This is a genomic window from Pseudomonas sp. LB3P31 (genome assembly GCF_054897945.1).
Window position 1 is genome coordinate 336,681 of sequence record NZ_CM142710.1, and the last position, 19,722, is coordinate 356,402.

Annotated in this window: 16 protein-coding genes; 7 read left to right on the forward strand and 9 right to left on the reverse strand. The window is 61.4% G+C overall.

Going from position 1 to position 19,722, the window contains the following annotated elements; translation table 11 throughout:
• Nucleotides 1-4 precede the first annotated feature (4 nt).
• Entirely contained in the window at nucleotides 5-1,828 is a 1,824-nt protein-coding gene (locus ACYZTK_RS01385; protein WP_462012793.1) for a DUF3141 domain-containing protein, read from the reverse strand.
• Between the two features lie 241 nt (nucleotides 1,829-2,069).
• Between ACYZTK_RS01385 and phaP the strand changes: the two genes are divergently transcribed.
• On the forward strand, nucleotides 2,070-2,648 hold the full coding sequence (phaP, locus tag ACYZTK_RS01390; RefSeq protein ID WP_462012794.1) for a TIGR01841 family phasin: 579 nt from the start codon (nucleotides 2,070-2,072) through the stop codon (nucleotides 2,646-2,648).
• A gap of 34 nt (nucleotides 2,649-2,682) precedes the next feature.
• On the opposite strand, the gene phaR is transcribed toward phaP, so the two are convergent.
• From phaR to ACYZTK_RS01420, 6 genes are all read right to left on the reverse strand, one after another.
• Nucleotides 2,683-3,231: a polyhydroxyalkanoate synthesis repressor PhaR gene (gene phaR / locus ACYZTK_RS01395; protein ID WP_462012795.1), complete on the reverse strand. Its 549-nt coding sequence runs from the start codon at nucleotides 3,229-3,231 to the stop codon at nucleotides 2,683-2,685.
• A 79-nt stretch (nucleotides 3,232-3,310) separates the two neighbouring features.
• Nucleotides 3,311-4,579, reverse strand: a complete 1,269-nt coding sequence (locus tag ACYZTK_RS01400; RefSeq protein ID WP_462012796.1) for an OprD family porin — start codon at nucleotides 4,577-4,579, stop codon at nucleotides 3,311-3,313.
• A gap of 126 nt (nucleotides 4,580-4,705) precedes the next feature.
• The gene (locus ACYZTK_RS01405) at nucleotides 4,706-6,478 is read right to left on the reverse strand and encodes an acyl-CoA dehydrogenase C-terminal domain-containing protein (protein ID WP_462012797.1); all 1,773 of its coding nucleotides are present in this window, start codon (nucleotides 6,476-6,478) and stop codon (nucleotides 4,706-4,708) included.
• Between the two features lie 63 nt (nucleotides 6,479-6,541).
• Nucleotides 6,542-8,212: a cation acetate symporter gene (locus ACYZTK_RS01410; protein WP_462012798.1), complete on the reverse strand. Its 1,671-nt coding sequence runs from the start codon at nucleotides 8,210-8,212 to the stop codon at nucleotides 6,542-6,544.
• A complete protein-coding gene (locus ACYZTK_RS01415) occupies nucleotides 8,212-8,538 on the reverse strand; it encodes a DUF485 domain-containing protein (protein ID WP_462012799.1) in 327 nt (108 codons plus the stop codon). Before ACYZTK_RS01415 ends, ACYZTK_RS01410 begins: the two co-directional genes overlap by 1 nt.
• Before the next feature lie 118 nt (nucleotides 8,539-8,656).
• Entirely contained in the window at nucleotides 8,657-10,279 is a 1,623-nt protein-coding gene (locus ACYZTK_RS01420; RefSeq protein WP_462012800.1) for an acyl-CoA synthetase, read from the reverse strand.
• A gap of 230 nt (nucleotides 10,280-10,509) precedes the next feature.
• On the opposite strand from ACYZTK_RS01420, the gene ACYZTK_RS01425 reads away from it, so the two are divergent.
• The 4 genes from ACYZTK_RS01425 (at nucleotide 10,510) to ACYZTK_RS01440 (ending at nucleotide 15,360) form a co-directional block, all read left to right on the forward strand.
• Complete coding sequence (locus ACYZTK_RS01425; RefSeq protein ID WP_462012801.1) at nucleotides 10,510-12,786, forward strand: PAS domain-containing sensor histidine kinase; 2,277 nt, start codon at nucleotides 10,510-10,512, stop codon at nucleotides 12,784-12,786.
• Nucleotides 12,787-12,790: 4 nt separating this feature from the next.
• Entirely contained in the window at nucleotides 12,791-13,426 is a 636-nt protein-coding gene (locus ACYZTK_RS01430; protein WP_462012802.1) for a response regulator transcription factor, read from the forward strand.
• Between the two features lie 68 nt (nucleotides 13,427-13,494).
• Nucleotides 13,495-14,583, forward strand: coding sequence for an AI-2E family transporter (locus ACYZTK_RS01435; RefSeq protein WP_462012803.1), 1,089 nt, complete (start codon nucleotides 13,495-13,497; stop codon nucleotides 14,581-14,583).
• An 87-nt stretch (nucleotides 14,584-14,670) separates the two neighbouring features.
• Nucleotides 14,671-15,360, forward strand: a complete 690-nt coding sequence (locus tag ACYZTK_RS01440) for a glycosyltransferase family 2 protein (RefSeq protein ID WP_462012804.1) — start codon at nucleotides 14,671-14,673, stop codon at nucleotides 15,358-15,360.
• Here the strand turns inward: ACYZTK_RS01440 and ACYZTK_RS01445 are convergent.
• Complete coding sequence (locus tag ACYZTK_RS01445; RefSeq protein WP_462012805.1) at nucleotides 15,357-15,818, reverse strand: hypothetical protein; 462 nt, start codon at nucleotides 15,816-15,818, stop codon at nucleotides 15,357-15,359. The genes ACYZTK_RS01440 and ACYZTK_RS01445 overlap by 4 nt on opposite strands.
• 246 nt (nucleotides 15,819-16,064) lie before the next feature.
• On the opposite strand from ACYZTK_RS01445, the gene ACYZTK_RS01450 reads away from it, so the two are divergent.
• Both ACYZTK_RS01450 and ACYZTK_RS01455 read left to right on the forward strand, forming a co-directional pair.
• Complete coding sequence (locus ACYZTK_RS01450) at nucleotides 16,065-16,949, forward strand: manganese catalase family protein (protein ID WP_462012806.1); 885 nt, start codon at nucleotides 16,065-16,067, stop codon at nucleotides 16,947-16,949.
• A 243-nt stretch (nucleotides 16,950-17,192) separates the two neighbouring features.
• Nucleotides 17,193-18,122 carry a ZIP family metal transporter gene (locus tag ACYZTK_RS01455; protein ID WP_462012807.1) on the forward strand — a complete coding sequence of 310 codons (930 nt, stop codon included), beginning with the start codon at nucleotides 17,193-17,195 and terminating at the stop codon, nucleotides 18,120-18,122.
• A 990-nt stretch (nucleotides 18,123-19,112) separates the two neighbouring features.
• Here ACYZTK_RS01455 and ACYZTK_RS01460 read toward each other — a convergent pair.
• Nucleotides 19,113-19,670, reverse strand: a complete 558-nt coding sequence (locus tag ACYZTK_RS01460) for an ATP-dependent Clp protease proteolytic subunit (RefSeq protein ID WP_462012808.1) — start codon at nucleotides 19,668-19,670, stop codon at nucleotides 19,113-19,115.
• Nucleotides 19,671-19,722: the final 52 nt, after the last annotated feature.

A 19,722-nucleotide genomic window follows, 5' to 3' on the forward strand; every position in this document is an offset into this window, starting at 1 on the left:
CCCTTCATCGATCGCCGATGAGACCGTCCAGCGCGCCATACACCCCGTAGAAACTCATTTCCTGAGCGGCATCTCGCACATCGCGGTAGCCGTTGAAGGCATCCTGCAACTGATCGGAATACAGGTCCTGCCAGGCGAGCAATGGGTTGTCCGCGCTGGCGCACTGGCGATTTCCCCGGGCCTCGGCCGCGCCTGCCGCCAGCCACCACAGTGCCGGGTTGAGGCTGCTCCACAGCAATTGCTGCTGATGGAACGGATGCGTCCGGCGCAGCAGCTCGGCCGCCGGTTCATTGATCACCTGCCGCATCAATGGGCGGACCCAGGCATCGTAAACGCAGTTGTTGAAGGAAGAGGCGCGTTCGACTAATGCGAACTCGCGCTCGTTATTGCGAGGTGCCTGCGTATCGCCATGGATGTCAGCGATGCAGCGCGGTTCGAAGCGCACCGAATAGGGCGTCGGCGCGTGTTCCGGCAAATCCTCGATCAGCATTTCATACAGCCCCGGCGGCAATGCATTGATCGTGTCAACCGCGCCCAGCAGCTCACGGTGCTCGCGGCGGGCCACTTCGCCGGAGACGAAGATTCCCAGGTGCCCGATGCTGGCATGGCGCAGGTAGACGATGGTGCGGCCGGCAGCGCTCAGTGCGGCATCGCTTGGGTAGAGATCAGTGATCCAGTCCAGCGCCTGTTGCGGCGAAGTAATGTTGTCGCCAGCGGAGCAAAACACTACCACCGGCACTTCGATGCGCTTGAGGTCCAGGCCGTTGCTCTTGCGCCCGACGCCACCGGACAGTTGGTTGCCGATGAACAATTGGTCGACGATCATCTCGATCTCTTCGCCATTGAGCAGGGTCGGGCTGCCCCACCAGCGCTCGAAGTCGAGAAAACGTTCGGCCTCGCTGTCGACCTCGCGGTACAGGTGATAGTACTTGCCCCACCAGGCATTCGCCGGGTCGAGACTTTCGAAATTGCTCACCAGCCAGGTGCCGTCGAACCGCGCATTACCCAGGTCGCTGCCCAGCCGCGCCATCCAGCCGCCGCCCAGCAGGCCGCCGGTGTAACGCATCGGGTTGCGCCCATGGGTGCCGGCCCAATAGGACAGCGGCGCGCCGTTGACGATGATCAGGCCTGGCAGCTCCGGCCTCAGGGCCGCCAGGCTCATCAGTGCCCAACCGGCCTGGCAGTTGCCGATGACCACCGGCTTGGCGCAGTCAGGGTGGCGGGCGCTGATCATTGCGATGAATTGCGCCTGTGCCTGCACGATGTCGTACAGGGTCTGCCCTGGGCTGGGCGCGTGGCTGAATGCGATGAAGTAGGTGGGATGCCCGGCCCGCAAGCTTTCGCCGATCAGCGAGTCCTGTTTGAAACCGCCGATACCTGAGCCATGACCGCCCCGCGGATCGATGATGATCACCGGCGGCTGGCCGGGGTCGATGGGTTGGCCCGGGCGATCAAAGATTTTCAGCAGCGAGTAATTGACCGGGCGCGGCAGGTCCTCGCCGGCGAGCAGCAGTTCATGGTCGAACTTGAGCAGCAGCGGATACCCGGCGCGTTCATGCGCCAGGGTGTTGTCGCCGCGCTGGCGCAGGGTGTCCCAGAACAGCAGGCTGCGTTGGCCGAGATCGGTCAGGTATTGCTGCCAGTCGGCGACGGTGGGTTGCCTGAGTTGTTCCAGCCTTGATGGCGCAAAGGTGCTGGCCTGGCGCTCATGCACTGCGCTCAGCACGTTGCGCAGGTTGAGCTGCTGCAGCTGGTTCAGGTGTGCGAGCAAGTCGGGCGGCGTGTTTGGCGTGTTATCGTGCGCTGCAATATTTTCTGCCTGGTCCATGGTGTTCTCCTGACGCCCTGCATGGGAGCTGCCCCTTGGCGCTAACAAAATCCAACGGGATGCCCGATGAACAGGAGTCTAGCGCCAATAGCAGCGAGGCGAACACGATTAATTGTGCGCCGCACAAAATACCCGTTGCCAAACGCTTTTGTGCACTGCAATATCAACACTAACGCGATGACTGCAGGATCGCCGTCGCGTCCTTGGCCCTTCGGGCCTTCCAGTACCAGGAGATTCCAGCATGTCTTTTTTCAATTCGGAAAAACTGCAGACCGCCCAGAAAGCCAACCTCGATCTTTTGCAGCAAATCAGCGGCAAAGTCTTCGCCAGCGTTGAACAACTGAGCCAGTTGCAGTTCAAGGCACTGCGCGACTCCACCGAGGAACACTTCGCTGGTGTGCGCAAGTTGCTGGCCGTGCGTGATCCACAGGGTTTCGCCGACCTGCAGGCTTCGTTCACCCAGCCGAGCGCGCAGGGCGAACGCCTGGCCGAGTTCAACCGCCAGGTTCAAGCGCTGATCGTTGACACCCAGGCGGATATCGCCAAGCTGAGTTCGAGCCAGGTCGAGAGCGGGACCCAGCAGGTTCAAGAGTTTGTCGAGACCTTGAGCAAAAATGCGCCAGCCGGTTCAGAGCCAGTAGTCGCCGCCTTCAAGTCGGGCCTGGCCAATGCCGGCACCGTGTTTGAAAGCGCACAGAAAGCCGCGAAGCAGGCCGCGGATGTGGCTCAGAGTGGTTTCACCGCAGCGACCGCAGCAGCCGTCGCACCGGCAAAGGCCGCACCAGAAGCCAGCGGTAAGGCTACCAGCGGTAACAAGTAAGTCAGATCAGGCCAGCGGCACCGATGGCGATGGGTTATTCCCCGTCGCCATTTTTTTTCGGTCCGTTTTCGGTATCCGGCTTTGCGCCGAACATGCCAAACAGGTTCTGGGTGTTGAGGTAAAGCGCCTTGGACTGATCGACGTACTGGCGCATCAGGTCCTGCATCACCGGCGCCTGCTGGTGCATGAAGGTGCTCCAGGCTTCGGAAGATTGCGCGCCGGTCTGCGACTGGATATCGATCACGGTCTGGATGCTCTTGTCCAGATAACTGCCGAGCACACCTTGATAGGGACCGTAGAACTGGATAATGCCCATCAGCATCTCGCTGGTGAAAATCGGCTCGCCACCGCTTTCTGCTTCCAGGATGACCTGTAGCAGGATGCTGCGCGTCAGGTCCTCGCCAGTCTTGGCGTCAACGACCTGAAACACCACCTTGTCGACCACCAATTGACGAATATCCGCCAGCGTCAGGTGACTGCTGGTGTGGGTGTCATAGAGGCGGCGGTTGGGGTATTTCTTGATCAGGCGGGGAGTGATATCGGTCATGCGGGGCGTCTCGCGGCGGGCCTGGTTGGCAGGCATCTTATCCTACTCTCATCGCCAGTGCCGTTGCGCGCGCCTTCGCCAATCGTCCCCACAGGGCGTGGGGACGAACTCGTGCTCACCAGATCGGCAGGGTATAGCTGACAATCAAGCGGTTCTCATCCAGGTCGCTGCCAAAGTGGCTCGAGCGCACGGTCGCGTTGCGCCATTTCACCCCGACATTCTTAAGCGGCCCGCTTTGCACCACGTAGCCGATGTCGGTGTCGCGCTCCCATTCCTTGCCTTCGGGGCGATTATTGCCCAGGTCGATGTCGGACCCGGTGATATAGCGAGTCATGAAGGTCAAGCCAGGGATACCCATGGCCGCGAAGTTGTAGTCGTACCGCGCCTGCCAGGATTTTTCGTCCTTGCTGGCGAAGTCACCGATCTGCACGAAGTTCACCAGGAACGCATCGGTGCCATTGACATAGGCATAACCGGTGTCGCCGCTCATGCCCTGGTAGCCCAAGCCGAAGGCATGTCCGCCCAGGCTGTAGGTGAACATCGCGCCCAGCGCATTGTTGTCGACATTGCTGCCGCCATCGTCGGTGGAGCGGGCGAAGCGCAGGTCGGTTTTCAACGACTGGCCGACCGTAACGGGCAGGACGTAGGTCAGGTTAACCAGATGCTGGCTGTAGAAATTGTCCAGGTGGCCGTAGCTGTAGCCGGTGGCCAGGTCCGGTGTCCACTTGTAGTTCAAGCTGGCGAAATCAAAGCTGTCGCTGGTCAGGTTGCGGGTGGTGATGCCTTTCGCCCCCGTACGTGTGATGCCCATGTCCTCGTAATCGGAAGAGTCCCGCTGGTTGACCTGGGTCAGGCGCCCGGCATCCACGGCCAGGCCCTGGATGTCCAGGGAGCTCAACTGGCCGCCCTGGAAAGTCTGTGGCAATAGGCGCGAATCGTTGGCCAGCAGCGTCGGCAGCTTGGGCATCAGTGTGCCCAGTTTCAGCACACTTTTAGCTGCGCGCAGTTTTGCGGTCAGGCCAACTTCCGCGTACTCGTCCTGTGCGCCCTGGCTGATATCGCCATGTCGTTTTAGCAAGCCGGAGCCGGCGCGATCAGGGCTGGAATCGAGTTTGACCCCGAGCAACCCGATGGCGTCGAAGCCGACGCCGATGGTGCCTGCGGTGAAGCCCGATTCGAAGCGAAGGAGAAAACCCTGGGCCCATTCCTCCTGTTTCGATTGCGCGGCGTTGTCCTGGCGAAAGTCGCGGTTGAAGTAGAAGTTGCGCAGTTCGACGCTGGCTTTGCTGTCCTTGATAAAGTCCGCAGAGGCGGGAGCCGCGAGGCTGATGACGCCCCCGGCCAGCAGCAGTCGGGTCGCGAGAGTGCGGGTGTGACGATCCATGGTAAAGCCCCTTTGTTCTTATTATGAGAAAACGGATCTGGCGACCCCCGCCGGGCGGCGAGGGCTGTTCGAAGAAAAAACGCGACGCCCAAAGAGAGGAGCAAGACGCCGCGCGCGGTTCAATCGTTAAAACTGTTCAGCCGTCAGGCCGTACAGCGAGGCGCTGCCGGCGCGAATCGATTGCTCCAGGCTCAGGATGCGCGGGAGCAGGCGGTGGATGTAGAAGTCGGCGGTGGCAATCTTCGCGCCGTAAAAACTGTCGTCGGTGCTGCGTTTTTTTCCGGCGACGTGGGCCATGCGTGCCCAGAGCCAGGCATAGGCGACGTAGCCGAACAGATGCAGATACTCCACCGACGCCGCGCCGATTTCGTTGCGGTTGGTCTCGGCCTGGTCCTGCACCCAGTCACTGAGGTTTTCCAGGCGTCGTACGGCATCGAGCAGCTGCGTCACGTAAGGTGCATCGGGCTGGTCGGTGAACCGGCGGATCTCGTCAGTGAACTGGCGCAGCACTACGCCGTGATTGGCCACCACCTTGCGCCCGAGCAGGTCCAGCGCCTGGATGCCGTTGGTGCCTTCGTAGATCTGCGCAATCCGTACGTCGCGCACCAGTTGTTCCTGGCCCCACTCGCGGATGTAGCCATGACCACCGAACACCTGCTGGCCATGGATGCAGCTTTCCAGGCCACTGTCGGTAAAAAACGCCTTGGCCACCGGGGTCAGCAACGCCACCAGGTTCTGTGCGCTGTCACGTTCTTCTGCATCATCGGCAAACTTCGCCAGGTCCAGTTGCTGGCCGACGTAGCTGGCAAACGCCCGACCGCCTTCGGTCATGGCTTTCATGCTCAGCAGCATGCGGCGCACATCCGGGTGAACGATGATCGGGTCGGCCACCTGGTCGGGAGCGATGGCGCCAGTCGGCGCGCGGCTTTGCACCCGTTCACGGGCGTACGTCAGCGCGCTCTGGTAGGACGCTTCAGCGCAGCCGATGCCCTGGATGCCAATGGACAGGCGCTCGTAGTTCATCATCGTGAACATCGCTGCCAGGCCCTTGTTGGCCTCACCGACCAGCCAGCCGCTGGCGCCGTCGAAGTTCATCACGCAGGTGGCCGAGGCCTTGATGCCCATCTTGTGTTCGATCGAACCGCAACTCACGGCGTTGGCGGCACCGAGGGAACCGTCGGCGTTCACCCGTACCTTGGGCACCACAAACAGTGAGATACCCTTTGGCCCGGCCGGTGCATCCGGCAGTTTGGCCAGCACCAGATGGATGATGTTCTCGGTCAGGTCCTGATCACCACCGGTGATGAAGATCTTGCTGCCGGTGATATGGAAACTGCCGTCAGCCTGAGGTTCGGCGCGAGTGCGGATCAAGCCCAGGTCGGTGCCGGCGTGGGCTTCGGTCAGGCACATGGAGCCGGCCCAGCGACCTTCATACATCGGCGGCAGGTAAAGGCGTTTCAGGGTTTCGCTGGCGTGGGCATCCAGTGCCAGGCAGGCGCCGGAGCTTAGTGCCGAGTACAGGGCGAAGCTCGAGTTGGCGCCGTAGAGCATTTCTTCGAATTGCACGGCGAGCATCTTCGGCATGCCCATGCCGCCAAAATCGGTGTTGCCCGACAGGCCGACCCAGCCGCCTTCGATGTAGGTGCTGTAGGCCTGTTTAAAACCGATCGGCGTACTGACCTGGCCGTCCTGCCATTGAGCGCCTTCTTCGTCGCCGCTGCGGTTGAGCGGCGCGATCAGGTGCGACGTGACCTTGGCCGCTTCCTCGAGAATCGCATCGGCGGTGGCGGCGTCGACGTTGTCGGCCAGGGCCGGCAGGCGCGCCCACAGGGCCGGGGCGTCGAACACTTCGTGCAGGACAAAGCGCATGTCGCGCAGCGGGGCGTTGAATTCGGGCATAACGTGAACCTCACAGTTGGACGATGGGCGCGGCGGCCTGTTCAAGCAGCCGCGCCCGGTCAATCAATGACTTGAAGCGCTGGCGGCGCCAAGGCCGGTTTGGGCGCGGACAAACTGGTCGGCGTAGGCATCACGCTCCTTGTCGGCCCGCACGCTGCGATCGAGTTTCGACACCACGACGATCACCAGGAACGCCAGCGGCATGGAAAACAGGGCAGGGTGGTCGTAAGGGAAGATCGCGTGGGCATGGCCGAGCACGGTGACCCAGACGGCAGGCGAAAGGATCACCAGCACCAGCGCGCAGATCAACCCGGCAAAGCCGCCGATGATCGCGCCTTTGGTGGTCAGGCCCTTCCAGTACATGGCCATGATCAGCACCGGGAAGTTGGTCGACGCGGCGATGCCGAAAGTCAGGCCTACCAGGAACGCGACATTCATCTTCTCGAACAGGATGCCCAGCAGAATTGCGATGATGCCCAGGCCCACAGTGGCCATGCGGGTCACGCGCATTTCCTGCTTCTCGGTGGCCTTGCCTTTCTTGAAGACCGTGGCGTACAGGTCATGGGAAATTGCCGAAGCACCGGCCAGTGCCAGCCCCGACACCACCGCCAGGATGGTGGCGAAGGCCACGGCCGAGAGGAAACCGAAGAACAGGTTGCCGCCCACTGCCTTGGCCAGGTGCATGGCGACCATGTTGCCGCCACCCACCAGGGTGCCGCCGACTTCGCCGTTGACGTAGTACTGCGGGTCCGTCCCGATGATCACCATCGCAGCGAAGCCGAGGGTGCAGACCACCAGGAAGAAGAAACCGATGAAACCGGTGGCGTAGAACACCGATTTACGCGCTTCCTTGGCATTGGGCACAGTGAAGAAACGCATCAGGATGTGCGGCAATCCGGCAATGCCGAATACCAACCCCAGGGACATCGAGGCGGTGTTGATCGGGTCGGCCAGCATTGAACCCGGCCCCATGATGTTCCAGCCGCTGGCATGCGCCTCGACTGCCCGGGTGGCCAGGGCCTCGTAGCTGAAACCGAACTGCGACATGGCCATCACCGCCAGGGTGGTGCCGCCAGCGAGTAGCAACACGGCCTTGATGATCTGCACCCAGGTGGTGGCGATCATGCCGCCGAAAATCACGTACACCAGCATCAGTGCGCCGACGATCACCACGGCCACCGGGTAGTCGAGGCCGAACAGCAGCTTGATCAACTGGCCGGCACCGACCATCTGCACGATCAGGTAGCAGCACACCACGGTCAGCGAACCGAAGGCGGCGAAGATCCGTACTTTGTTCTGGTCCAGGCGATAGGAAACGATATCGGCGAAGGTGTAGCGCCCCAGATTACGCAGCCGCTCGGCCATCAGGAAGGTGATGATCGGCCAGCCGACAAAAAAGCCGATGGTGTAGATAAAACCGTCGTAGCCCTTGGCGAACACCAGGCTCGACAGCCCCAGCAGTGTGGCGGCGGACATATAGTCGCCGGCAATGGCCAGGCCGTTCTGGAAGCCGGTAATGCCACCGCCGGCGGTGTAGAAATCGGCGGTGGATTTGGTCTGGCGTGCGGCCCACCAGGTAATGGCCAGAGTGCCAAGGACGAACACGAAAAACATGCCGATCGCGTGCAGGTTCATTGGTTGTTTTTCAGCTACGCCGGTCAGTGGTGCGGCCCATACCAGGGTCGCGGGCAGCAGGCCGGTGGCAGCTGCCAGTAGTTTGCGCAGGATACTCATCACTTGCTCTCCTCGAGAATGGCCGCGCCCAGCGCATCGAAGCGGGTGTTGGCGCGGTACACGTACCAGCCCGTCAGTAACCAGGAAAACACGATGATCGCCGCGCCCACCGGCATGCCGAGGGTCAGCATGCGATGCTCGGCGAGTGGTGCATGCAGCCATTGCGGGAAGAACGCCACCACCAGCATGAACAGGTAATAGGTGCCCAGCACCGCAGCACTGAGTGACCAGGCCAGGCGCGAACGGCTGCTGACCAGTTGCAGGAATTTCGGGTTGGCCCGAATCCTTTCGCAGCGTTGGGTATCGGTTGAATGGATGTCTTTCATGGGTAGCTCCACCTTGTGTTGTTGTTATCGGTGTGAGGCGCGAGGCCAAATTCGCCCCGCACGAACCCGAAGCGGCAGGAATGCACCTGCCGCCTGAGGAGTTGACGCGTTGTTCGGGTTAGAGCGCCTTGGCCCTGTCGCGCAGGACGTACTTCTGCACTTTTCCGGTCGAGGTCTTCGGCAGCAGGGTGAAGATCACTGTGCGCGGGACTTTGAAGCCGGCCAGGTGTTCACGGCAGAAACTGATGATGTCGGCCTCGCGAACGTCCTGGTGATCGGCCTTGAGCGAGATGAACGCGCAGGGAGTTTCCCCCCATTTTTCATCGGGCCGGGCGACGACTGCCGCTTCCATCACACCGGGATGTCGATACAGCACACCTTCGAGTTCAATGGTGGAGATGTTCTCGCCACCGGAAATGATGATGTCCTTGAGCCGGTCCTTGATCTCGACATAGCCGTCGGGGTGACACACCGCCAGGTCGCCGGTATGAAACCAGCCGCCTTCGAAGGCCTCGGCGGTGGCGGTGGGATTTTTCAGGTAGCCCTTCATCACGGTATTGCCGCGCATGAACACCTCGCCGATGGTCTGTCCATCGCGCGGGGTCGGTTCGAGGGTCTTCGAATCGCCAACCATCACCCCTTCGAGTGTCGGGTAGCGTACGCCCTGGCGGGACTTGATCTGCGCGCGGTCTTCCAGCGGCAATTCATCCCATTCGCTGTGCCAGGCGCAGAGCGTTACCGGGCCATAGGTTTCGGTCAGGCCATACACGTGGGTGACCTTGATGCCCATCTGCTCCACGGCGCCAATCACCTTGGCCGGCGGCGCAGCGCCGGCGACCATGGCGTTGACCGGGTGATCGATGGCGGCCTTGGCCGATTCCGGCATGTTTACCAGCGCGTTGAGCACAATCGGCGCGCCGCACAGGTGAGTGACCTGGTGTTCGCGGATCAGGGTGAGAATTTTCTGCGGATCGACCCGGCGCAGGAACACATGCACACCCGCCAGCGCGGTAATGGTCCAGGGGTAGCACCAGCCGTTGCAATGAAACATCGGCAGGGTCCAGAGGTACACCGGATGGTTGCCCATGGCCCAGGTCATCTGGTTGCCGAGGGCATTCAAATAGGCGCCTCGATGGTGGTAGACCACACCCTTCGGGTTGCCGGTGGTGCCGGAGGTGTAGTTCAGCGAGATGGCCTGCCATTCATTCACCGGCCATTTCCAGTCGAACGCCGGATCGCCTTCGGCCAGCAATGCCTCGTAGTCCAGTTTGCTGACGGCTTGACCTTCGCCATATTCCGGGTCATTGACGTCGATCACCAGCGGCGGATGGTCGAGCATGCCGATCGCCGCGTGAATAACGTCATGGAATTCGCGGTCGGTGATCAGCACCTTGGCTTCGCCATGCTGGAGCATGAACGCAATGGCTTCGGCGTCCAGGCGCACGTTGAGCGGGTTGAGCACGGCGCCGATCATTGGCACGCCGAAGTGCACTTCGAGCATTTCCGGAATATTCGGCAGCATCACCGCCACCGTGTCGTTCTTGCCGATGCCGCGACCCGCCAGTGCCGAAGCCAGGCGGCGGCAGCGGGTGTAGGTTTGCGCCCAGGTGCGGCGGATCGAACCGTGGATCACGGCAGGGTAGTGCGGATAAACGCTGGCAGTGCGCTCGATGAAGCTCAGTGGCGATAGAGCGATGTGGTTGACAGCCGAAGGGCCTAGCCCTTGTTCATAGATCGACATGTGCGGGTACTCGGTGGCTGATTGTTAGCTCTACAGATGGCCCGTCAGCGTCGCCGCTGCGTGCATCTTTTATGTCCGGTGTGCTTTATATAACATTCAGCCATGGATATGGAAGTACAACCTATAGCGTATAGTATATATACTATATGTTATTCTTGCTCTTCCAAATCTATGCCGCCGAGCCTCCATTGCCGGTATATCCTTGTCCTCCACCTCAAAGCGGACCTGCGATGACCTTGACTCCCGTTCGACTGCACAGCTGGTTGCGCCTGCAACGCGAGGGTGTGCCAATGGCCGCCCGCGCCGATGCGTTGTGCCGGGCCTTGCAGGACTGTCCCGAGGTGCGGCGTGCGGTGTACCTGAGCTGGCAGCCCCAGGCCGGCATCTACAGTCATGAGGGCGCAGCTCAGCATTTTCCGCCGGGCCAGGGCGATCCGGCGCTGGCCAGCGACCAGTTGCTGTTCGAGGCCCTGGTCGACGCCGGGCGCCTGGACCTGGCGCAAGTGCGGCAATTGGATTGCTGGCTGGCCGGGCGCCTGCGTCGAGCGGCCATCAGCCATGGTCAGGTGTTCGATCTGGCGTTGCAGCCTGGCCAGGCGGGTCTGTTGCTGGTGGAAGTCTGCGAGGGGGTGAGCTTCGACTGGCTGGGCTGGGTGCGCGATTTGCTGACGACCTTGCTCAGCAGCGTCAACGGCATGTTGCGCGGTTCGCCGCTGTTGGGCCACGACCCGCAACCGGGGCTGTTGCTGGATGCTCAGGGCCGGCCGCAAGAATTCAACGCGGCGCTGCTGGCGATGCTGGCGGAAAAGCCGCTGAGCGACGTGCTGGGCTTTCTGCCGGTCAATCATCGGGTGCTGGTGCGCGCCTGCCTTGACCAGCAGCGCGCCATCGAAGGCGTCGAGGCGCAGTTCGAGTCCCAGGTGCTGATCTGGACGTTTATCCCCGACCCCCAGGACAACCGCGTACTCGCCCGCTGTCGCGATGCTACGGCACAGGTGCTGGCCGAGCGTGAAGCCGCCACGGCGCGCCGGCTGTATCGGCTGATCATCGAAAATACCACCGACCTGATTTCCCGGCACACCCCCGACGGGCGTTTCCTCGATGCCTCGCCGGCGTCCTGGACCTTGCTCGGCTACTGGCCGGAAGAGCTGCGCGGGCTACTCGCCCAGGGCCTGTTCCATGGCCAGGACCTGGCCGGCCTGGTGCAACGGGCGCGCGATGCGCTCGAGCAAGATGGTTATCACACCATGACCTATCGCATTCGCCATCGCGACGGCCACTACCTGTGGTTCGAAACCGCCAGCCGCGCTATTCGAGAAACCTACACCGGCACCGTGGTGGAAGTGGTCAGCGTGTCGCGGGACATCACCGCCCGGGTCCAGGCCGAAGAGAACAAACGGCGCCTGGCCGAAGTGGTCGAGGCCAACACCGACCCGGTGCTGTTTATCGACCCCGACGGCCACGTCACCTACCTCAACCCGGCGGCGCGCCGCATCCTTGGCATTGAAGAGGCGCATCCGATGCCGCGCCTCGAAGAGCTGTTCGCCAGCGCCGACCTGGTGCGCCTGCAGCGCCAGGGTTGGGACGCCGCCGAACGCGATGGCGTGTGGAGCACCGATGCCCGGCTGCTGCCGCGCGGCGGCGGCACTGGCGTACCGGTTTCGCTGGTGCTGCTGGCTCACCGCGCTGCCGGCGGAGAGCGCTATTACTCACTGGTCGCGCGGGACATGACCGAACGCGAACTGCGCGAAACCCAGCAGCGCCGCCACCAGGACGAACTGGCGCACACCGCGCGGCTGGTGACCCTGGGGGAACTGGCCTCGGGCATTGCCCATGAAATCAACCAGCCACTCGCCGCAGTGGTCAATTACGCCAGCGCCAGCCAGCGTTATCTGCAGTCGCTGGATTCCAATCCCCAGGCCGCTGAACGGGTTGCACAGGGCCTGGAGCGCATCAACCATCACGCTACCCATGCCTCCGAAGTGATCCGCCGCCTGCGCGCTTTTTTACGCAAGGGCCAGCGCCGCATGCAGGCCCTGGACATCGCCGACGTGGCCCGCGAAGCGGTACGCCTGTGCGCCTGGGAGGCGAGCAATTGCCAAGTGACAATCGAGGACCGACTGCCGGATAATCTGCCGCCGGTTTACGCCGACCGCGTCTTGCTGGAGCAGGTGCTGCTCAACGTCCTGCGCAATGCCATCGATGCCAATCGCGAACAACATCCCGGCCAGCCTTCGTTGATCGTCATGGCTGCGCAGCTTGGCGGCAGTGCAGCCGTGGAAATCAATGTGCAGGATCAGGGGCCAGGTGTCAGCGAAGCCGAACTGGAACAGATCTTCACTCCGTTCTACACCAGCAAGGCCGATGGCCTGGGCCTGGGCCTGTCCATGAGTCGCAGCATCATCGAAGGTTTCGGTGGTGCGCTGCAGGCCAGGCGCCAGCCGCGTGGGCTGATAATGATGTGCCGTCTGCCGCTTGCCGGCTCGACCCGACAACAACAGGAATAATGCAATGGCAGCTCTGATGGAGCACGTGGTCTACGTGGTCGACGATGACCAGGGGATGCTTGATTCAACGGTGTGGTTACTCGAGTCCGTCGGTCTCAAGGCCCTGGCATTCACCAGCGGCGTCGAGTTTCTCGACGCCTGTGATGCCAGCCTCGACGCCTGCGTCCTGCTCGATGTGCGCATGCCGGGCATGGGCGGCCTCAACGTGCAGGAAGAAATGCGCACTCGCGGGCTCAACCTGCCGATCATCTTCGTCAGCGGCCACGCTGATGTGCCGATCGTAGTTCGGGCTTTCAAGGCCGGGGCCCACGATTTCATCGAGAAGCCCTACAACGAGCAGCTGCTGCTGGACAGCGTGCAACAGGCGCTCAGCAACAGCGCGGTCAACCGCTCCGGCAACCAGGGCCACGACGCCTTGCGGGCGCGGTTGCTGACCCTGACTCCCCGCGAGCGCGATGTACTGGTGCCACTGGTGCAGGGCTACACCACCCGGGAAATTGCCGAGCAACTGGGGGTCAGTGCCAAGACCGTCGACCTCTATCGCTCCCGCGTGATGAAGCGCATGCAGGCCACCACCTTGCCCGACCTGGTCGGCATGGCCATTGCGGCGGGGCTGGTCGATCCGCTGAAGCTGCGCTGAGCCCACGTACAGTTCATCGAGCGTCTATGCTGAGCGAACACTTACGAGACCCCCCAATGGAGCCATCAATGGTACCCACTCTGATAAACGAGAAGGCGCTAACCCGCACCCTTCTCGACGTCCTGATTCGAGCAGGGCTGATTACCGTTCTGGTGCTGTTCTGCTTCGAGATCTTCAGCCCGTTTCGCGACCTGATGCTGTGGTCGCTGATTCTCGCGATCACTCTGTACCCGCTGCAAACCCGGCTGATGAGGCGGGGCGGGCACAAGCCCGGGCATGTGGCGACCCTGATCGTTCTGATCGCGATCGTGATCCTGATGGTACCGGTCTATCTGCTCGGTACTTCGATTGCCGATTCGGTTGAGCATGCAATGGTGCTGGTCAAGGAAGGAGGCGTTCACGTCCCGCCGCCAATTCCCTCAGTGGCCGACTGGCCTGTAATCGGCAAGCCGCTTTCCGACCTCTGGCTACAGGCCTCCACCGACCTGCCAGATTTGACCGCCAAATACATCCCGCAGATCAAGCATTACAGCCTGGGCCTGTTGAGCAAGTTGGCGGGGGTTGGCATGGGCTTCCTCATGTTCATCTTCGCCCTGATCATCGCCGGGATCTTCATGGCCCACGGCGAAGGCGGCGCGCGCAGTGCGGTGCAGATTTTTTCGCGGCTCAGCGGCCCGGCCAGGGGGCCGAAAATTGCCGAATTGTGTACAGCGACCATTCGCGCGGTTGCGCTCGGAGTCGTCGGCATCGCCTTTATCCAGATGCTGCTGGTGGGCCTCGGTTTTGTCTTCAAGGGCGTGCCTGGTGCGGGCCTGCTGGCGCTGGCAGTGTTGCTGCTGGGCATCATGCAGCTGCCGGTGACCCTGATCACCCTGCCGGTGATTGCCTTCGTGTTCGCCACTGAAGGCGCGACCACCGGGACCATCATCTTTGCCATCTACGTGTTCGTCGCCGGGCTGGTGGACAACGTGCTCAAGCCGATGCTGCTGGGCCGCGGGGTGGATGTGCCGATGCCGGTGATCCTGATCGGCGCCCTGGGCGGCATGGTGTCCAACGGCATCATCGGGCTGTTTATCGGGCCGGTGGTGCTGGCTGTCGGGTACCAGCTGTTCTGGCAGTGGGTGCAGGATCGGCCGGAGCCAGAGCCGCTGCCTTGAAACCGTACCGTACATTCTTTAAACCTTCTGATGACGCGAAGTGTCGATAACTGGGAACCCATACTTCGCGCATCCGAGGGGCCGCCAATGATCGGTGTTGTCATACCCGCTCACAACGAAGAACAGCACATCAGCGCGTGCCTGGCGTCGATCCTGATTGCCGCGCAACACCCTGGCCTGCAAGGTCGCGAGGTGCGCGTGCTGGTGGTGCTGGATGACTGTTCGGATGACACCGTCGAACGGGTCGGCGCGATGCAAGTGCCGACGCTCAAGGTCTGCTTCAGGAATGTCGGCAAGGCCCGGGCGGCTGGCGCCGAACAATTGCTGGAGGCGGGGGCGCAATGGCTGGCGTTTACCGATGCCGACACCGTGGTGCCGGCCGACTGGATTGCCCGACAACTCGACTGCATGGCTGACGCCGTGTGCGGCACGGTTGAAGTGGACAGTTGGGGGGAACATGGGGAGGGCGTTCGCTCCCGGTACCTGGAACGCTACCAATTCATCGAGAATCATCGGCACATCCACGGCGCCAACCTCGGCCTGAGTGCCGATGCGTATAAAAACGCCGGGGGTTTCCAGCACCTGGCGGCCCATGAAGACGTGCACCTGGTGGCGGACCTCGAGCGAATCAGCGCGCGCATCGTCTGGACCGCATCCAACCCGGTGGTGACCAGTGCGCGCAAGGATTACAAGTGCAAGGGTGGTTTTGGCGAGTACCTGGCGTCGCTGGGAATGGCCCTGGCCCTGCATGCACCGCAGAGCGTTGACCTGGGTTAGCGACAAGCGTCGCTCACGGCCTTTGCAGTGCGGCGCAGTTCCTGTTTGACGTCGACCGGGATACGCTGCTTCACCAGGCGTTGTTCGAGGAATGTCTGATCGCCTCCGGTACCCACCTGCGCATCAATCGCTGCACCCTTGGCCTCCAGCACCGCGGCGTGGGCGTCGATCACCGCATTGACTTCGGCATCGTCGCGCGCGGCATCGAGTGCCTCTATCAGCGCCGCCACCTCATCGGCTTCAGCCTTGGCATACGCCTCGACAGTCAGTCCGGAGGCCAGCGCCCGGGCGCGGATCTCCAGGTTTTGCATGGTCTGCTTGGCATCAACGCACAGCGCAGCTTTTTTCTGGCTGTCGGCGACTTTCCATTGAATCAGCTGATAGGAGAGGACGCCGACCGCAGCAACGACCAGGCCAACGATAAAAAGTACGATCTTGGATTTTTGCTGTGCCGTCATGGCTCGTCCATGGGTTGGATCTTTTAGCGGGCGCTGCAAATAGATTAGAGGGGCGATTGAAAGTTTGCATTTAGTTGTGCACGTACCGACGGCCGGCAGCAAATCCGCGATAGTTTGCCGCCGGTCGCGAGCCGCCGATCTTTATCAAATTATCCCGGTGGTGATTGCTTCAGATAACTGTAGGCGGCGCATCCGGTCTATCACCGGGTGAGTAGCGGCGCCTTGAAGGCCTGAGGAGAAATCACCATGTTTCTACACAACAAAAGACTTCAATATACCGTGCGCGTCGCCCAACCCAATCCAGGGTTGGCCAACCTGCTGCTCGAGCAATTTGGCGGGGCCCAGGGTGAGTTGGCGGCGGCGTCCAGATACTTTACCCAGGCGTTGGCCGAGGAGGATCCGGGCAGGAAGGATCTGCTGATGGACATCGCCACCGAAGAGCTCAGTCACCTGGAGATCGTCGGCTCGATCATCGTGATGCTCAACAAGGGCGCCAAAGGCCGTCTGGCGGAAGGTGTCGAGGAGGAGGGCGAGCTGTACCGTGCCATCAATGGTGCCGGCAACGACTCGCACATCACCGCTTTGTTGTATGGCGCCGGTGCGCCACTGACCAACTCGGCGGGCGTGCCGTGGTCGGCGGCGTATGTCGACACCATTGGCGAACCCACGGCGGATATGCGCTCCAACATCGCTGCTGAAGCACGTGCCAAGATCGTCTACGAGCGTTTGATGAACGTGACCGATGATCCGGGCGTCAAAGAGGCTCTGGGATTTCTCATGACCCGGGAGATCGCTCACCAGTTGTCGTTTGAAAAAGCCCTGCATTCGATCCAGCCCAATTTCCCCCAAGGCAAGTTGCCAGGCATGCCGGAGTTCACCAACGTGTACTTCAACATGTCCCAGGGCGCCGAAAGTACTCGCGGGCCGTGGAACCAGGGTGACGATTGGGACTACGTGGAAGAGCCTATGCCGGCCGTGGATGGCGGTGATGGTACTGCCAGTGTCGAGCTGAGCGCCGATGACGAAGCGCTGTTGATGGACCTGAAGGCACGGACCATGTCGGACCCGGACAGCAATCCGATTACCGGTGCTGACCTCGGTGCAGGCGTGCAGTTGGCGTCGGATGTGTGACGGTGTCGCCGCACGTCATCATGGCGTGCGGCGCTTTTTCATGGGCACGGCTTTTTTCGTAAAGGTGAATGTAATGATTGCCAAATCCCGGCGCATGGCGTTCGATTCCCTTGGGAATCTGACTGAGTTGTTCGACGCAACCGCACGATCATTCGAGCGCGATGCCCAACGTATCTCAAAACACTTTCTGCCAAGCGCTTCCAGGGCGCCCAGTAAGCGAGCCAATCCAAGATAGGAGTTTCCATGTCCGATCCCGTCTCGTCGAGCACTGGCGCTTCGCGTTCCTGGCTTGAGCTGGCCCGCAACAGCGGTTGGTCTGGCGTACTGTTCTGGTTGACGCTGATCGTCGTAACCTGCCTGCTGCTATTCAGCGGCTATAGCGCACTGACCGAGGCCGACTCGGACGTTTTGCACTACGCGATGCTCGGCGGCACCGCCGGATTCGCGGCTACCGCATTCGGCGCTTTGCTTGCGCTGGTCCTGCGAGACGTGGCAGTGCGCACCCAGGACATCATGCTCGGTTTCGCCGCAGGCATGATGCTGGCCGCCAGCTCCTTTTCCCTGATTTTGCCCGGCATTGCCGCCGCCGAAGCGATCAGTGGCAGCAAGCTGGTGTCTGCAGCAGTTGTGGTGTTGGGCATGGCCCTGGGCGTTGCGCTTATGGTCGGCCTGGATCGGTTCGTGCCCCACGAACATCAGACAAGCGGCAGGCGCGGCCCTGACGTTGAACGACTCAACCGGGTGTGGCTGTTTGTCCTGGCGATCACCCTGCATAACCTGCCGGAGGGCATGGCCATCGGGGTCAGTTTCGCCGACGGTGACATGAAGGTGGGGTTGCCACTGACTACTGCGATTGCTATCCAGGATATTCCGGAGGGGCTGGCCATTGCGTTGGCGCTGCGGGTGACGGGGATCTCGGCGTTGAAGTCGGCGTTGGTAGCGATCGGTTCCGGATTGATGGAGCCGTTGGGAGCGATCATTGGCCTGGGTGTTTCATCGGCATTTGCCCTGGGTTACCCCGTGGCACTGGGGTTGGCGGCGGGGGCAATGATTTTTGTGGTGTCCCACGAGGTCATCCCCGAAACGCACCGCAACGGGCATGAGACGCCTGCCACCCTTGGCTTGATGATGGGGTTTGGAGTGATGATGTTTCTTGATACAGCGCTGGGGTGACCCCCGCTCTGGATTAACGCCAACCCCTGTAGGAGCTGTCGAGTGAAACGAGGCTGCGATCTTTTGATCTTGCTGTGTACATATCCATTCTTGCGGTAACGGCTGCTATTGGTTCCGCTTTTACAGCGGGTCACTTGGAACAGCCCCAAGTAACCAAGGGCTCTTTGCCCCACCACTCGGCACCTCGCCTAGGCTCGGTGTGCCCGAACGCAGGCATTGCTCCGCAGGCCCGCCGCGATGGCCCATCCATGGGCCAGCGCGGCTAAACCGGCATCCTTGCCGGTTTACCCGCTACGCAATACCTGCGTTCGGCCATCGTGGTTAACGGGGCGTCCGCGATCAAGAACCAGGCCGAGGCGGCCTGAGAGCCGACCTGGCCGGTAGTTCGGCGAGACATTGGCGGCGTTAAGTGAACGTAAATGTCATGCCCAACACATATTCCCTGTGGGAGCGGGCTTGCTCGCGATGACGGTCTGGCATTCAACATTGATGTCGACTGACCCGGCCCCTTCGCGAGCAAGCCCGCTCCCACAGGGGATCACATTGAGGCTGGAGGATGTGCACGACCAAACAAGCGCAGCGTGCCGGCTTGACGCCTTGGTCGGCCCGAAGGCCGCCACGGCTCGGTTTGTGATCGCGGACGCCCCGTAAACCACGATGGCCGAACGCAGGTATTGCGCAGCGGGTAAACCGGCAAGGATGCCGGTTTAGCCGCGCTGGCCCATGGACGGGCCATCGCGGCGGCCCGCGGAGCAATGCCGGAGTGAGGGCACACCGAGCCTAGGCGAGGTGCCGAGTGGAGGGGCAAAGGGCGTTTGGTTACTTTGCGCTTTTCAAAGTGACCCGCTGTAAAAGCGGAACCAATGGAAGCCGTTACCACAGGAATGGATATGTACACAGTAAGATCAAAAGATCGCAGCCTCGTTTCACTCGACAGCTCCTACAGGGTTTGGGGTTTGCGGTTTGGGGTTCGCGGTTCGCGGTTCGGGTTTAACCACCGCTGACCTTCCAATGCTTGATATCCTCGGCAAAGATCACCTGGCGCATCTCATGCGCAATCCCATACGCCAACGACTCATGTGCGGCGATCACTTTCTCCTCCGCCGAAAGGCAATGAAAAATATCCAGCTTGGTCGCCGCATCAGCCGTCTCCAGCGCATAAATCTGCACATACCTCGCCAGATCATTGTCCAGACTGGACAGATACTCGCGCAGACGCTGGTGATCCACCGAGTTCTGGCTGAAATACCAATTCATCGGGTGAATCAAAAATCGTGAATGTGGCGAGGTAATCCGCCGGTCAGCCGCGAGGAACATGATGATGCCCATCGATTCGATGTTGCCAGCATTGACCGCGCAAAGTGGCACCGGCAGCGACTTGAGGAACGTATAAAGCGTAAAACCAAAGTTGGTACTGCCGCCGCTGGTAGACAAATTCAACAGCAGGGAAGTAGCCCCCTGTTCAATGGCTTCCAGGCAGCAATCACGAAAGCGCTCGGTAGTCGATTGATCGATCTGGCAGTGAAAATGAATGATGTGTTCGGTCATCGGATTACCTCCGGTCGCAAGACCGATGTGCCCTCGTTGGTTCACCCGGATT